This window comes from Streptomyces calvus, assembly GCF_006782915.1.
In the GTDB taxonomy this organism is placed as follows: Bacteria; Actinomycetota; Actinomycetes; order Streptomycetales; family Streptomycetaceae; genus Streptomyces; species Streptomyces calvus.
Map to the genome: position 1 here is coordinate 13,230 of NZ_VCNP01000053.1, position 14,087 is coordinate 27,316.

General features: G+C 74.8%; 15 protein-coding genes. 9 read left to right on the forward strand and 6 right to left on the reverse strand.

Annotated elements, in window-relative coordinates; all coding sequences use genetic code 11:
* The first annotated feature begins 7 nt into the window (after positions 1 to 7).
* The 9 genes from FGW31_RS26030 to lgt all read left to right on the forward strand — a co-directional run bounded on the left by FGW31_RS26030 (position 8) and on the right by lgt (position 6,924).
* Positions 8 to 649 (forward strand): TIGR02234 family membrane protein, encoded by a 642-nt coding sequence (locus tag FGW31_RS26030; protein WP_142195960.1) that lies wholly within the window; start codon positions 8 to 10, stop codon positions 647 to 649.
* Between the two features lie 154 nt (positions 650 to 803).
* The gene (locus tag FGW31_RS26035) at positions 804 to 1,055 is read left to right on the forward strand and encodes an HGxxPAAW family protein (protein WP_142195961.1); all 252 of its coding nucleotides are present in this window, start codon (positions 804 to 806) and stop codon (positions 1,053 to 1,055) included.
* 79 nt (positions 1,056 to 1,134) lie between these two features.
* Entirely contained in the window at positions 1,135 to 1,569 is a 435-nt protein-coding gene (locus FGW31_RS26040; protein ID WP_142195962.1) for a DUF2752 domain-containing protein, read from the forward strand.
* 120 nt (positions 1,570 to 1,689) lie between these two features.
* Positions 1,690 to 2,499 carry an indole-3-glycerol phosphate synthase TrpC gene (gene trpC, locus FGW31_RS26045; RefSeq protein ID WP_142195963.1) on the forward strand — a complete coding sequence of 270 codons (810 nt, stop codon included), beginning with the start codon at positions 1,690 to 1,692 and terminating at the stop codon, positions 2,497 to 2,499.
* Positions 2,500 to 2,520: 21 nt separating this feature from the next.
* Positions 2,521 to 2,751 (forward strand): tryptophan biosynthesis modulator TrpM, encoded by a 231-nt coding sequence (trpM, locus tag FGW31_RS36260; RefSeq protein WP_142195964.1) that lies wholly within the window; start codon positions 2,521 to 2,523, stop codon positions 2,749 to 2,751.
* Between the two features lie 64 nt (positions 2,752 to 2,815).
* Positions 2,816 to 4,102, forward strand: a complete 1,287-nt coding sequence (gene trpB / locus FGW31_RS26055) for a tryptophan synthase subunit beta (RefSeq protein WP_142195965.1) — start codon at positions 2,816 to 2,818, stop codon at positions 4,100 to 4,102.
* Positions 4,099 to 4,914, forward strand: coding sequence for a tryptophan synthase subunit alpha (gene trpA / locus FGW31_RS26060; RefSeq protein ID WP_142195966.1), 816 nt, complete (start codon positions 4,099 to 4,101; stop codon positions 4,912 to 4,914). Before trpB ends, trpA begins: the two co-directional genes overlap by 4 nt.
* Before the next feature lie 97 nt (positions 4,915 to 5,011).
* Positions 5,012 to 5,788, forward strand: a complete 777-nt coding sequence (locus tag FGW31_RS26065) for a DsbA family protein (RefSeq protein WP_161175858.1) — start codon at positions 5,012 to 5,014, stop codon at positions 5,786 to 5,788.
* Between the two features lie 98 nt (positions 5,789 to 5,886).
* The gene (gene lgt / locus FGW31_RS26070) at positions 5,887 to 6,924 is read left to right on the forward strand and encodes a prolipoprotein diacylglyceryl transferase (protein WP_142195968.1); all 1,038 of its coding nucleotides are present in this window, start codon (positions 5,887 to 5,889) and stop codon (positions 6,922 to 6,924) included.
* A gap of 112 nt (positions 6,925 to 7,036) precedes the next feature.
* Here lgt and FGW31_RS26075 read toward each other — a convergent pair whose 3' ends face one another.
* From FGW31_RS26075 to FGW31_RS26100, 6 genes are read right to left on the reverse strand one after another with little or no spacing between them, the layout of a single operon-like run.
* A complete protein-coding gene (locus FGW31_RS26075; RefSeq protein WP_142195969.1) occupies positions 7,037 to 7,867 on the reverse strand; it encodes an HpcH/HpaI aldolase/citrate lyase family protein in 831 nt (276 codons plus the stop codon).
* Positions 7,864 to 9,069 (reverse strand): CaiB/BaiF CoA transferase family protein, encoded by a 1,206-nt coding sequence (locus tag FGW31_RS26080; RefSeq protein ID WP_142195970.1) that lies wholly within the window; start codon positions 9,067 to 9,069, stop codon positions 7,864 to 7,866. The genes FGW31_RS26075 and FGW31_RS26080 overlap by 4 nt, the downstream gene beginning before the upstream one ends.
* Positions 9,066 to 10,433: an ADP-ribosylglycohydrolase family protein gene (locus FGW31_RS26085; protein WP_142195971.1), complete on the reverse strand. Its 1,368-nt coding sequence runs from the start codon at positions 10,431 to 10,433 to the stop codon at positions 9,066 to 9,068. Before FGW31_RS26085 ends, FGW31_RS26080 begins: the two co-directional genes overlap by 4 nt.
* Positions 10,421 to 11,602: an ADP-ribosylglycohydrolase family protein gene (locus FGW31_RS26090; RefSeq protein ID WP_142195972.1), complete on the reverse strand. Its 1,182-nt coding sequence runs from the start codon at positions 11,600 to 11,602 to the stop codon at positions 10,421 to 10,423. The genes FGW31_RS26085 and FGW31_RS26090 overlap by 13 nt, the downstream gene beginning before the upstream one ends.
* 7 nt (positions 11,603 to 11,609) lie before the next feature.
* The gene (locus FGW31_RS26095) at positions 11,610 to 12,998 is read right to left on the reverse strand and encodes an ADP-ribosylglycohydrolase family protein (protein ID WP_233452579.1); all 1,389 of its coding nucleotides are present in this window, start codon (positions 12,996 to 12,998) and stop codon (positions 11,610 to 11,612) included.
* Positions 12,995 to 14,074 (reverse strand): ADP-ribosylglycohydrolase family protein, encoded by a 1,080-nt coding sequence (locus tag FGW31_RS26100; RefSeq protein WP_142195973.1) that lies wholly within the window; start codon positions 14,072 to 14,074, stop codon positions 12,995 to 12,997. Before FGW31_RS26100 ends, FGW31_RS26095 begins: the two co-directional genes overlap by 4 nt.
* Positions 14,075 to 14,087: the final 13 nt, after the last annotated feature.

Genomic DNA, 14,087 nt, shown 5'->3' on the forward strand with positions numbered 1-14,087 from the left:
GGCGATAGTGGATGACGTGACTGCCGTACCTACCCCCCGTTCCGAGGCCGCCGGCTCCGCCCGGACCGGCCGTCTCAGTCTCGCCGTCGCCCTGCTGTGCGGCGCCCTGGGCGCGGCCGTGGCCCTGCTCGCCACCCGGCAGCAGTGGTCGGAGGGCACCGCGACGGTGGCCGGCGGCGCCTTCCCCCTGACCGCCAGGGGCAGCGACGTCACCGGCGTCCCCGCCGCCCTGGCCGTCGTCGGGCTGGCCGCGCTCGTCGCCGTCTTCGCCGTCCGCCGGGCCGGCCGCCTGGCCGTCGCCGCGCTGCTCGCCCTCTCCGGCGCGGGCACCGTCGTGGCGGCGCTGCTCGGCGCGTCGGACAGCGCGGCGCTCGACGAGAAGGCCGCGGAGGCGTCCGGCGACACCTCCGCGACGGTGTCCGCGCTCAGCCACACGGCGTGGCCGTACGTGGCCGCCGCCGGCGGTGTGCTGCTGCTGGTGGCCGGGCTGCTGGCGCTGCGGTACGGGCGCCTGTGGCCGGGCATGTCCGGCCGGTACGAGCGGGGCGGCGCGCCCCGGCCGCAACGCCGGCCCGCGCCCGTCGACCCCGACCGTCCCGAGGACCTGTGGAAGGCGCTCGACCGGGGCGAGGACCCGACCGGAGCGTGACACCGCCCGGCGCGCCCCCGGGCACCTCCCGGCGTCCCCGACCGCCCGCGGCGCGCGGACGCGTCCGGCACCCCCGGTCTCACCGGACGGGTGCGTGCGGGACAATGGCATCGAGCGTCTGCTCAGACACGTACACAGCAACGAGGAGCAAGCAATGGCGGGCAGCAGCCACGGTCACACCCCGGCCGCCTGGACCGGTGTCATCATCGCCTTCATCGGTTTCTGCGTCGCGGGCGCGTTCATGGTGATGGACCAGCCCCTGGGCTTCTGGGCCGGCATGGGCATCACGCTCCTCGGTGGTGTCGTCGGCGTCATCATGCGCGCGATGGGCCTGGGCCAGCCGAAGAGCGCCCACCCCGTGCACCAGGTCACCGGCGACCGCGCGCCGGCCGGCGTCGAGGGCTGAGAACCGCGGAGCACGCACGGACAGGGGCGGTCGGCACGACGGTGCCGGGACCGCCCCTGACGCATGTTCTGCGGGCACAATGCACAGCGTGAACGCTCCCACTTCCAGCGCGCGCCGCGGTGCGGCGGCCCGGCTGGCCGTCCCCGCCGGTGTGCTCGCCGCCGTCGCCGGAGCCCTCGCCTACGTCGGGACCGTGGACCCCCACGAGCCCGGCCACTACCCGGTCTGCCCGCTGCTGCACCTCACCGGCCTGTACTGCCCGGGCTGCGGCGGGCTGCGCAGCGCGCACGCCCTCGTGCACGGCGATCTCCCGGCCGCCCTCCAGGCCAACGCGCCCGCCGTGCTGGGCTGTGCGGGTTTCGTCGTGCTGTGGACCGTCTGGGTGGTCCACGTGGCCCGTGGCAGGCCGCTGCGGATCGACCCGCCGCCGGTGCTCCTGTGGTCCCTCGGTGCGTTGCTGCTGGTCTTCACGGTTGTCCGGAACCTTCCGTTCGGTGGCTGGTTGCATCCTTGATCAACTGGCGAACGTCCAGGTAGTGGGATCCGCGCCGACCGGATGCGAGGCCGACGCCCGGCTGCGGATACCATCGCAGTGACCATCGAAAGACCGACCGTCAGGAAGGGGGCCGCTCGCGTGAGTGTGCTCGACGAGATCATCGACGGAGTCCGTGCCGACCTCGCGGAGCGGCAGGCACGCGTCAGCCTCGACGAGCTCAAGGAGCGTGCGGCCAAGGCCCCCGCCGCCAAGGACGGCGTGGCCGCCCTGCGCGGCGACGGCGTCAAGGTGATCTGCGAGGTCAAGCGCTCCAGCCCGTCCAAGGGCGCGCTCGCCGCGATCGCCGACCCCGCCGGACTCGCCGCCGACTACGAGGCGGGCGGCGCCGCCGTCATCTCCGTCCTCACCGAGCAGCGCCGCTTCGGCGGCTCGCTGGCCGACCTCGAGGCGGTCCGCGCGCGGGTGGACATCCCCGTGCTGCGCAAGGACTTCATCGTCACCTCGTACCAGCTCTGGGAGGCCCGGGCCTACGGTGCCGACCTCGCGCTGCTGATCGTCGCCGCCCTCGACCAGTCGGCCCTGGAGTCGCTGATCGAGCGCGCCGAGTCCATCGGCCTCACCCCGCTCGTCGAGGTGCACGACGAGGACGAGGTCGAGCGTGCGGTGGACGCCGGCGCCAAGATCATCGGCGTCAACGCGCGCAACCTCAAGACCCTCGAGGTCGACCGCGGCACCTTCGAGCGGGTCGCCCCGGAGATCCCCGACCACCTGGTCAAGGTCGCCGAGTCCGGCGTCCGCGGCCCGCACGACCTCATCGCCTACGCCAACGCCGGCGCCGACGCGGTCCTCGTCGGCGAGTCCCTGGTCACCGGACGCGACCCGAAGACGGCGGTCTCCGACCTGGTGGCGGCGGGCGAGCACCCGGCCCTGAGGCACGGCCGCGGCTGATCCACCGGTAGGCTGACCCCGATGACTGCTCCGCTGACCCTCCCGGCCAGGGACCCGTACGCCCGCCTCGCGCGCGGCTGCCGGCCCCGCGGATGCCGCGCGCCCGCGCGCCGCGTCCACGGCCGCAGGGTCCGCTACGTCATCGGTGACGAACCCGGGCAGGTCAACGGGCGGCGATGGCAGCGCGCCCCACAGGGGCGCGGGGCAGTACCGGACATGCGACTGCGTCGCGTGAGCGCGACCGGCCGGTGACCGGCTGACAACCCCGCCCCCACGGCGATTGGTCCCCACACGACTCTCACCGTGAGGTTTTCGCATGCCCAGCACCTTCTTCGTCCCCGACCCCGAGGGTCAAGTCCCCTCCGCCGAGGGCTACTTCGGCGCGTTCGGCGGCAAGTTCATCCCCGAGGCCCTGGTCGCGGCGGTCGACCAGGTCGCCGTCGAGTACGACAAGGCCAAGCAGGACCCCGAGTTCGCCCGCGAGCTCGACGACCTGCTGGCCGACTACACCGGCCGCCCGAGCGCCCTGACCGAGGTGCCCCGGTTCGCCGAGCACGCCGGCGGCGCCCGCGTCTTCCTCAAGCGGGAGGACCTCAACCACACCGGCTCGCACAAGATCAACAACGTGCTCGGCCAGGCCCTGCTCACCAAGCGCATGGGCAAGACCCGCGTCATCGCCGAGACCGGCGCCGGCCAGCACGGGGTCGCCACCGCCACCGCCTGCGCCCTGTTCGGCCTCGACTGCACCATCTACATGGGCGAGATCGACACCCGGCGCCAGGCCCTGAACGTCGCCCGCATGCGCATGCTCGGCGCCGAGGTCATCGCCGTGAAGTCCGGCAGCCGCACCCTCAAGGACGCCATCAACGAGGCGTTCCGCGACTGGGTCGCCAACGTCGACCACACGCACTACCTCTTCGGCACCGTCGCCGGCCCGCACCCGTTCCCGGCCATGGTGCGCGACTTCCACCGCGTCATCGGCGTCGAGGCCCGCCGCCAGCTCCTCGAGCGCGCCGGACGGCTGCCCGACGCCGCCGTCGCCTGCGTCGGCGGCGGCTCCAACGCCATCGGCCTGTTCCACGCCTTCATCCCCGACGAGGGCGTCCGCCTGATCGGCTGCGAGCCCGCCGGCCACGGCGTCGAGACCGGCGAGCACGCGGCCACGCTCACCGCCGGCGAGCCCGGCATCCTGCACGGTTCGCGTTCCTACGTCCTCCAGGACGACGAGGGCCAGATCACCGAGCCGTACTCCATCTCGGCCGGCCTGGACTACCCGGGCATCGGACCGGAGCACGCCTACCTCAAGGACAGCGGCCGCGGCGAGTACCGCGCGGTCACCGACGACGCCGCCATGCAGGCCCTGCGCCTGCTGTCGCGCACCGAGGGCATCATCCCGGCCATCGAGTCCGCGCACGCCCTGGCCGGCGCCCTGGAGGTCGGCAAGGAACTGGGCAAGGACGGGCTGATCGTCGTCAACCTGTCGGGCCGCGGCGACAAGGACATGGACACCGCCGCCCGCTACTTCGGCCTGTACGACACGGACGCCGAGGTCGCCGCCGACGAGGCCGGCAGCACCGCCGAGATCGAGGGGGACGCCAAGTGAGCGGGAACATCCAACTGCTGAACGACACCCTCGCCGCGGCGAAGGCCGAGGGGCGTGCCGCCCTGATCGCCTACCTGCCGGCCGGGTTCCCGACCGTCGACGGCGGCATCGCAGCCGTCAAGGCGGCCCTGGACGGCGGCGCCGACGTCGTCGAGGTGGGTCTGCCGCACAGCGACCCGGTGCTCGACGGACCGGTCATCCAGACCGCCGACGACATCGCCCTGCGCGGCGGCGTCCGCATCGCCGACGTGATGCGCACGGTCCGCGAGGCGCACGCGGCCACCGGCAGGCCGATCCTCGTGATGACCTACTGGAACCCCATCGACCGCTACGGCGTGGAGCGGTTCACCGCCGAACTCGCCGAGGCCGGCGGCGCCGGGTGCATCCTGCCCGACCTGCCCGTGCAGGAGTCGGCGCTGTGGCGCGAGCACGCCGACAAGCACGGCCTCGCCACGGTGTTCGTGGTCGCGCCCAGCAGCAAGGACGAGCGGCTCGCCGAGATCACCGCGGTGGGCAGCGGCTTCGTCTACGCCGCCTCCCTGATGGGCGTCACCGGCACCCGCGAGTCGGTCAGTTCGCAGGCCGAGGACCTGGTGCGGCGCACCCGCGCCACCACCGCCACGCCGGTCTGCGTCGGACTCGGCGTCTCCACCCCGGCGCAGGCCGCCGAGGTCGCCGGGTTCGCCGACGGAGTGATCGTCGGCTCCGCCTTCGTCAAGCGGATGCTGGACGCCGACGACGACACCGCCGCCGTCGAGGCCGTCCGCACGCTCGCCGGCGAACTGGCCCGGGGCGTGCGCGGACAGGTGTGACCGGCCGGGTGTCCGCAGGTAGTCATACGGGTCCCTCGTAAGGGTGGACCTGGGACCGGGGAGGCGCTCAGCGCCTCCCCGGTTCGTTCTGCGGGGTGTGAGCGAGAAGAACCGTGAGGGAAAGCGCACCGCCCGTGAGCGGCTGGCGGTCGAGCGCGAGAAGCAGAAGTCCGCGGAGAAGCGGCGCCGTGGCCTGATCGTGGGCGCGAGCGTGGTCGGCGTCCTGGGGCTGGCGGCGGTGATCGGCGTCGTCGCCGCCAACGCGGACAAGGAGGACCGGAGCGACGCCGCCGGGCCGGTCGTGGCGCCCTCGGGAGCGCTGGGCAAGGACGGCACGGCCATCCCGGTCGGGAAGCAGGACGCCAAGGCCACGCTCACCGTGTGGGAGGACTTCCGCTGCCCGGCCTGCAAGGTCTTCGAGCAGGAGTACAGCCCCACGATTCACGAGCTGACCGAGGCCGGGCAGCTCAAGGTGGAGTACCACCTGGTCACCCTGATCGACGGCGGCATGGGCGGCACCGGCTCCCGCAACGCGGCCAACGCCGCCGCCTGCGCCCAGGACGCCGGGCACTTCGCCGACTACCACGACGTGCTGTTCCGCAACCAGCCGATGGAGAGCGACGACGCCTTCGCCGACAACGGCAAGCTGATCGAGCTGGCCGGCAAGGTCGACGGCCTCGACACGCCCGCGTTCCGTTCCTGTGTCGAGGACGGCAAGCACAACGGCTGGGTCGCCAAGTCCCACGAGGCGTTCATGAAGGGCGGCTTCAACGGCACGCCGACGGTTCTGTTCGACGGCAGGAACATCTACCAGGACCGGTCGATGACCCCCGAGAAGTTCAAGCAGATGGTCCAGCAGGCCGACAAGGGCTAGCGACGCTCCAGCGACTCCGCGCTCTCCGGTCCTGTTATGGAGCCGTAGCCGGGCTGCCTGCCGTGCGGGCGGTCCGGCACGGTAGCGTCGACCCTGCCATGGAACTTGCCTACATTCCCAGCCCGTCGAGCGGGGTGCTGTACCTCGGCCCCGTTCCGCTGCGCGGCTACGCGTTCTGCATCATCATCGGTGTCTTCGTCGCCGTCTGGCTCGGCAACAAGCGCTGGATCGCCCGGGGCGGACGGCCCGGCACGGTGGCCGACATCGCTGTCTGGGCCGTGCCGTTCGGCCTGGTCGGCGGCAGGCTCTACCACGTGATCACGGACTACCAGCTGTACTTCAGCGAGGGCCGTGACTGGGTGGACGCCTTCAAGATCTGGGAGGGCGGCCTCGGCATCTGGGGCGCGATCGCCTTCGGCGCGCTCGGCGCGTGGATCGGCTGCCGCCGCCGTGGTGTCCCGATGCCCGCCTACGCCGACGCCGTCGCGCCGGGCATCGCCCTCGCGCAGGCGATCGGCCGCTGGGGCAACTGGTTCAACCAGGAGCTGTACGGGCGGGCCACCGATCTGCCGTGGGCGGTGGAGATCACCTCCTCCTCCGACGGACGGGTCCCGGGCACCTACCACCCGACGTTCCTGTACGAGTCGCTGTGGTGCGTCGGTGTGGCGCTGCTGGTGATCTGGGCGGACCGCCGCTTCCGGCTCGGCCACGGACGGGCGTTCGCGCTGTACGTCGCCGCGTATTGCGTGGGCCGGTTCTGGATCGAGTACATGCGCGTCGACGAGGCGCACCACATCCTCGGTCTGCGCCTGAACAACTGGACCTCGATCCTGGTGTTCCTGCTCGCGGTGCTGTACATCGTGCTGTCGGCGCGCAAGCGGCCCGGGCGTGAGGACGTGGTGGAGCCGGGTGCCGCCTCCGACGGTGAGCCGGTGTCCGGCGACGGCGCCGGTGGGGCCGCGGCCGAGGGCGAGGCCGTGGTGAAGGACGAGGCGGAGCCGGCGGACGCCGGGAACGACGCGGCCGAGTCGTCGGACGCGAAGAAGGACGCGGCCGAGCCTGCGGACGCCGAGAAGGACGCCGACGCGGCGGAGGAGCAGTCCAAGGACGGCGCCGGGTCGGCCGGGAAGAGCTGACGCCGACCGTCCGTCGTACGTCGCGGAGGGCGCCCGGAGACGATCCGGGCGCCCTCCGCGTGTCCGGGCCCCAAGCGGTGCGCGCGGAGCGGCGCCGTGCGGGCGGCGGGTTTCAGTCCCGCCGGGCCAGGGCGAGGGTGCGGTGGGCCGCCGTCACCACCGCCGCGTCGACGAAGGTGCCGTCGGGCAGGGCCTGGGCGCCCTGGTGTGCGGCCGCCGCCTTGAGGACGGTCTCCGCCTGTTCGATCTCCTCCTCCGTGGGCAGGTAGGCCCGCTCGATGACCGGCAGCTGCCGTGGATGGATCGCGGCGCGGCCGAGGAAGCCCAGGGAGCGGCCGCGCAGGCAGGAGGCCCGCAGGCCGTCCAGGTCCCGGGTGTCCGGGTGGACGGACTGCGCGGGCGGGGCCAGGCCCGCCGCCCGCGCGGCGACGACCACCCGGGAGCGGCACCAGTCCAGGCCCGCGTCGTCCCGTACGCCCAGGTCGGCCCGTAGGTCCGCCTCGCCGATGGCGATGCCGCGCAGGGACGGGTGGGCGCGGGCCACGGCGTGCGCGCGTTCGATGCCGAGGGCCGTCTCCAGGAGTGCGTACAGCGGGAGCGTTCCGCCGTGCGCGGACACGGCGCGGCGGGCGACGCGCACCACGTCGGCCGGCGAGGACACCTTGGGCAGCCGCAGCCCGGACAGGCCGGGGGCTGTGGTGAGGGCCGCGAGGTCCGAGCGGCCCCACGGGCCGGACAGGGCGTTGACGCGGACGTGCACCGGGACCGGCTGCGGTGTGCGCAGCAGTTCGGCGGTGGCCTCGCGGGCGTAGCCCTTGCGGTCGGGGGCGACCGCGTCCTCCAGGTCGATCACCACCACGTCGGCCCCGGCGACGAGTGCCTTCGCCACCACGGAGGGACGGTCGCCGGGCGCGTACAGCCAGGTCAGCGGGTGGGCCGTCACAGGGCGCCCTCCGCGCGCAGCGCCGCGAGGTCGTCCGGGGTGAGGCCGAGCCCGGTCAGCACCTCCTCGGTGTCCGCGCCGTGCGGACGGCCCGCCCAGCGGATCGCGCCCGGCGTGGCCGAGAGCCGGAACAGGACGTTCTGCATGCGCAGCGGGCCCAGCTCGGGATCGTCGACGGTGGTGATCGTGCCCAGCGCCTGGTACTGCGGGTCCGCCATGACGTCCCGGACGTCCTGGACGGGCGCGACGGCCGCCTCCGCCTTCTCGAAGGCCGCCAGCACGTCGGTGCGGGTGTGCCGGGCGATCCAGCCGCCGACCGCCTCGTCCAGGACGTCCGCGTGCCGGGCCCGGCCCGCGCCGGTGGCGAACCACGGCTCCTCGGTCAGCTCGGGCCGGCCCACCAGGTGCATGACCCGCTCGGCGATCGACTGGGCCGAGGTGGAGACGGCGACCCAGGTGCCGTCGGCGGTGAGGTAGGTGCCGCGCGGGGCGTTGTTCTGGGAGCGGTTGCCGGTGCGGGGCTGGACGTGACCGAGCTGGTCGTACCAGGTCGGCTGGGGTCCGAGCGCGGTGAGGATCGGCTCGATCAGCGCCATGTCGACGACCTGGCCCTCACCGGTGCGGTCCCGGCCCGCCAGCGCCGCCATCACCGCGTACGCCGTGGTCAGACCGGCGATGGAGTCCGCCAGTCCGAACGGCGGCAGGGTCGGCGGCGCGTCCGGTTCGCCGGTGATCGCGGCGAAGCCGCTCATCGCCTCGGCGAGCGTGCCGAACCCGGGCCGGTGCGCGTACGGGCCGAACTGGCCGAAGCCGGTGACCCGGGCCAGGACCAGGCGGGGGTTGACGGCGGACAGCTCCGGCCAGCCCAGGTCCCACTTCTCCAGGGTGCCGGGGCGGAAGTTCTCGATGACCACGTCGGTGTTCTCGACCAGGCGCAGCAGGGTGGCCCGGCCGCCCGGCTTGGACAGGTCGAGGGAGATGGTGCGCTTGTTGCGGCCGAGCACCTTCCACCACAGGCCGATGCCGTCCTTCGACGGGCCGTGGCCGCGGGAGGGGTCCGGTTTCCTCGGGTGCTCGACCTTCACGACCTCCGCGCCGAAGTCGCCGAGCAGGGTCGCGGCGAGCGGGCCGGCGAAGAGGGTGGCGAGGTCCAGGACGCGCAGGCCGGTCAGCGGCGGGTCGGTGGGGGAGGGGCGGCTCATGGGCGGGAGGCCTCCAGACGGGTCAGACGGGCCAGGGTGTCGAAGCCGGTGCCGTGGAAGTCGCCGACGGAGGTGGCCAGCCGGTTCTTCAGCGGCGCCGTCCAGCGTTCGGGCAGCGCGTCGGGCGAACCGGCGAGCAGGGCGGCGACGGAACCGGCGGTCGCTCCGTTGGAGTCGGTGTCCCAGCCGCCGGAGACGGCACGGCAGACGGAGCCGGCGAAGTCGCCGTCGGCGTGGGTGAGGGCGGCGGCGATCAGCGCGGTGTTGGGGACGGCGTGCACCCAGTGGTGGGTGGCGGCGTACCGGTCGTGCAGCAGGTCGACGACGGTGGCGAAGTCGCCGTGCTCCCGGGCCAGTCGGACCGCGTGGGTGACGGCGCGGGCGAGCCGGGAGCGGGGCGGGACGACGGTGAGGCCGGTGCGCAGACAGGAGTGCACGTCGCGGTCTCCGCCGGCGGCGGCCGCGATGACGGCGGCGGTGAACATCGCCGCGTACACGCCGTTCGCGGTGTGGGTGAGGGTGGCGTCGCGGTGGGCCGCCGCGGCCGCGGCGGCCGGGTCGCCCGGGTTGGTCCAGCCGTGCACGTCGGCGCGGATCAGCGCGCCGATCCACTCGCGGAACGGGTTGTGGTGGCGGGCGGTCAGCGGGGGTTCGAGGCCGGCCAGGAGGTTGCGGTAGGCGATCCGCTCGGCGGTGAAGGTGCGGCCGGCGGGGAGTTCGTCGAGCCAGACGCGGGCCACGTCGGTGGTGGTGAAGGACCGGCCGTGGCGCTGGAGGACGAGGAGGCCGAGCAGCGGGTAGTTGAGGTCGTCGTCCTCGGGCATGCCGTCGATGTTCTCGGCCAGCGAGGTGGCCGCGGAACGGCGGTTCCACGGGTGGCGGGCGAGCAGGTCGGCGGGGACGCCGCGGGCGGTGAAGTACGTGGTCAGGGGCCAGTTGCCGGCCGCCCGCGCGAGGCTGCGGATGCCGTCGAGGGGCAGCTTCTCGACCGGTTTGCCCAGCAGGCAGCCGACGGCCCGGCCCAGCCAGGCCGCCTCCAGGCGTGCGGTGTCCGGCGGGGCCGGGCGGTGCGCGGGCGGCTCCGGCCAGTCGGGGCACAGCGCCCGGACGGCGGCGAGGCCGGTCGGTTCGTCGTCCGTCAGCGCGCTCGGCAGCTCGGACAGTTCGTCCAGCAGGTCGGTGGCCAGCAGACGCAGGTAGCGGGAGGCCGGCCGGGCGGACGCGCCCGCGGTGAGCGGGGCGTCGGGGCCGCCGGCCGCGCGCCAGCGGGCGGCGACCGCCGACGGTTCGCGGCCGTCCAGGACCGCCTGGCGCAGCTCGTGTCCGATGAGGTCCTCCGGCTGGACCCAGGTCAGTCGGAGCATGGCGTGCCGTCCAGCCGTGCGAACGCCTCCTCGTGGGCGCGGCGGCGCCGCACGTCACGGGCGAACACCTCGCGGGTCACGGCGGTCAGTGCGGCCGCCGGTTCCCACAGGTCGAGCCGGCTGGCCTCCGCCACGGTCTTGGCCCAGTCGTCCGGGACCGGCGACCCGAGGGCGCCGGTCACGGCACCGGCCATGGTGGCGATGGAGTCGCAGTCACGGCCGTAGTTCACCGCGCCCAGCACGGCGTGCCGGAAGTCGCCGCCGGCCACCACCACCATGCCCAGCGCGACGGGGAGTTCCTCGATGGCGTGCAGCCGGGACGGACGGCGGGCGCCCAGGGACGGCGAACGGTAGTCGGGGCCCACGGTGTCGAACGGCGCCACCGCCTCCCGCAGCGGACGCAGCGCCGACTCGACGTCGGTGTGCCGCGCCGCCTCCTCGCAGACCCGCTCGATCGCCGCCCGCGTGCCGTCCTTCGCCAGGGACAGACACGCGGCGACCACCGAGTCCGCCGTCGCGTCCGGCGCGCACGCCGCCGCCACGGCCGCGGCGAAGACCCCGGCCGCCTCCCTGCCGTACGACGACTGGTGGGCGCCCGCCACGTCCAGCGCCTCGGCGTAGGCGGCGGCCGGGTGGGCGGCGTTGACCAGGCCGACCGGGGCCATGTACATCGCCGCACCGCAGTTGACGATGTTGCCGGTGCCCGCCTCGCGCGGGTCGACGTGACCGTAGTGCAGCCGCGCCACCAGCCACTTCTCCGCGAGGAAGATCCGCTGCAGGGGCAGTGCCTCCGCCTCCAGCTCGGGGATCCAGCGCGGGTTCGTCATCAGGTCGGGTACCAGGTGGTCGGCGACCGCGTAGGCGTCCAGGTGGTCGCGGACCGTCGCGTAGACCCGGACCAGTGCGTGCGTCATCAGGGTGTCGTCGGTGACGTGGCCGTCGCCCTTGTGGTACGGGGCGATGGGGCGGGCGGTGCGCCAGTCGTCGCCGTTCCACGGGCCGACGACGCCGTGCACGCGGCCGCCGTGGCGCTCGACGATCTGCTCCGGGGAGTAGCCCTCGACCGGTCCGCCGAGGGCGTCGCCGACGGCGGCCCCCACCAGGGCGCCGGTGATCCGCTCGTCCAGCGGAACATCCCGGCCGGTGTTTTGTACCTCTTCACGCTTCATGCCCGAATCATCCTCCCGGTGGCGGTGGTTGTGCGGCTTCCAGGAGTCCGGCGAGTTCCACCAGGTCGGTGCCGGTGAGCCGGGGCAGGACGCAGCCGGGGAGCGTGCGGCAGCTCTCCCGCCAGGACTCCGGGATCGCCGCCGCACCGCCCAGCGCGCCGGTGAGGGCGCCGACGAGCGCCGGGGCGGAGTCCGCCACCCGGGACAGACAGGCCGCCGCGGGCACCGCCTCCGCGATCCGGCCGCCGGCGGCGGTTGCCAGGGCCAGGGCGACCGGCACGGTCTCGGCGGCCGCGATGCCGTAGCTGTAGACGTGGTCGACGATCTGGTGCTCCAGCGGCGGCACGAGGGCGAAGGCGCTGCCGGCGTCCGCGGCGAGCCGCAGGGCGTGCCGGGCGTTGCGGCCGATCTCGGTGTCCTCGGGCAGCTCGTCGCAGGCGGCGGCCACGCAGGCGTACGGGTCCGCCCCGGCCAGCGCCAGGGCGACGGCGGCGGCCATGGCGCGGGCGCCGTGCACACCGTCGCCGTCCTGGGTGTAGCGGGCGTCGAACTCGGCGAGGTCGGCGGCGGCCCGGGGGTCGCCGGGGTGGGCCACGGCCAGGACGCAGGCCCGTACGCAGGCGGCGTCGTCGAAGTAGTGCGGATTGTCGTGACCGGTGGCGGGCGGGCGCAGTCCGGTGGCGAGGTTGCCCAGACCGGCCCGCACGGAGATGCGGGCGCGCAGCGGGAGGACGGCCGACTCGGTCTCGGGGGCGCGCTCGGTGGCCGCGGCGATCTCGGCGGCCACCGAGTTCCAGGTCAGGTCCAGGGCGGCACGGGTGCGGCGCTCCCGGCTCAGGTCGCCGAGCGCGGCGTCGTCACCGGCCCGCAGCAGCGCCTCGGCCGCGAACGCCGCCCACTCGGCGTCGTCGGAGGGGCCGAGGCACAGGGGTTCGGGGGGCTGGTTGAGGGCGATGGGGACGGGGAGGGTGGTCGTCGCGTTCTGCTCGGCGAAGGTGTCCAGTTCGCGGGTGAGGCGGCGGGTCCACTCGGGCATGCGGACGGCGCGGTGACGGGCGGCGGGCCAGCCGGCGGCGTCGCCCGCGGCCAGGCCGAGGAGGAGGCCCTCGATCTTCGTCCGCGGGGGTGCGGTGCGGGGTGCGGCGTCGGCCGTGCCGTGGGTCCGGGGCGGCGCGGGGTCGGCTCGGGCCTCGGCTGCGTCGTGGGCCGGGAACGGCGCGGGGCCGGCTTCGGCCGGGGCGGCGCCCGCGGCCCGGGAGCTTCCGTCCGCGCCGCCGTCGGGTGCGGGACGGTCGGGTGCGGGTGGTGCCGGTGCGGGTGGTTCCTGCGCGGGAGGTTCCTGCGCGGGTCGACGGCCGTCGGCGGGCGCGGGTGATGCCTCGGAGGGGGAGATCATGCCGGTGTCTCCGTCTCGTTGTCCGGTGCCAGGACGTAGCTGTCGGATGCCGGGCCGCGCGGCTCCCGCGCCCCGGTGTCCTCCGGCGGTGTCAGCAGGTCCGCGACGTCGAGGACGTGGTGGCCCGCCATCGCCGGCAGGCAGCTGCCGCGGGCCGGGGTGATGGCGTCCGCCCAGGGCCCCGGGATCGCGTCCACGCCCTGGGTCGCGCCCGCGAGCGCGCCCGCCACCGCCGCCGTGGTGTCGGCGTCGCGGCCCATGTTGACGGCCGTCAGCACCGCCTGTTCGAAGTCGCCGTCGGCCGCCGCGTACGCGCCGAAGGCGAGGGCGACCGCCTCGGGGGCCAGGTCGGTCCACGGGTAGCCGCCGATCACCACGGCGGCGCGGACCGCGCGTTCGCCGAGGTGGGCCGCGGTGACCGCGCGGCGCAGGGAGCGCGCCGTCCAGGAGTCGTCCGGCACCACCGCCAGCGCCGCGGCCACGACCGTGACCACCGGCGCCCCGGCCATCGCCGCCGCGACACCGGCCGCGACGGCCCGGCCGCCGTGGATGCCCTCGCCGTCGTGGCTGACCGAACCGTCGATCGCCGCCAGCCGGGCCGCCTCGTCGGGGCGGCCCGCCGCGAAGACCCCGTGCGGTGCCGCCCGCATCGCCAGCCCGTCGCTCCAGGCGTGCCGGTGCTGGGCGGAGATCGGCGCGGCCAGCCCCCGGCGCAGGTTCTCCAGCGTGCCGCGCTCGCTGAAGCCCGCGCCCCGGAACGGGCCCTCGGCGCGGTCGGCGATCAGCTCGTGCCAGGCCGCCTCGACGTGCGCAGGGGTGAGCGCGGAGCCGTGCCGGGCCAGCAGCAGCCCGGAGAAGATCGCGTACTCGGTGTCGTCCGTGCCGGCCGGGCGGTCGGCCACGTAGCCGGTGATGCGGCCCCAGCGCGCGCGGATCTCGGAGGGCTTCAGGTTCTCGGCCGGGGCGCCCATCGCATCGCCGACGGCGAGGCCGAGCAGCGCGCCGCGCGCGCGTGCGCGGAGCCCGAGGGCGTCCCCGGGCGCCGGGACCGAGGGGATGCAGGCGGTGGATGCCATACGCGGCTCTCCT